Here is a 316-nt window from a genome sequence, read left to right as displayed (position 1 = left end):
CACGGCAAACGCGGCTGGGGAGCGGCCGGCAAGGTAGTGGTCTTCGGCATCGTCAAGCGCAATGGCGAAGTGAAGGCGGCACCGATCGCCCAGCACGACCAAGCAGCCATCATGGAGCAGATCCAAGCCCACACGCGTGAAGGCTCGCTGTACTACTACACCGATGCCTGGCAGGCCTATGCCACCTTACGGCTACGAGGCGATCACGTGGTGGTGCGCAAGGAGAAAGGCAGGCCTGTTGGCCGAGACCACATCAACGGCATCGAGGGCTTCTGGAGCTACGCCAAAAACTGGCTCTATCCTTACCGGGGCGTGC

The 316-nt window shown here is 62.0% G+C and carries 1 protein-coding gene; it reads left to right on the top strand.

Annotated features, from left to right (window positions below):
- A partial coding sequence (locus RVY79_RS18585) for a transposase (RefSeq protein ID WP_317466022.1) occupies window positions 1–316 on the top strand: 316 nt, incomplete at both ends.

The organism is Chromohalobacter sp. HP20-39 (assembly GCF_033052815.1).
Classification (GTDB): Bacteria; Pseudomonadota; Gammaproteobacteria; order Pseudomonadales; family Halomonadaceae; genus Chromohalobacter.
Note: the sequence above shows the minus strand (reverse complement) of the source record. Positions and strands in the feature narration are given on the sequence as shown.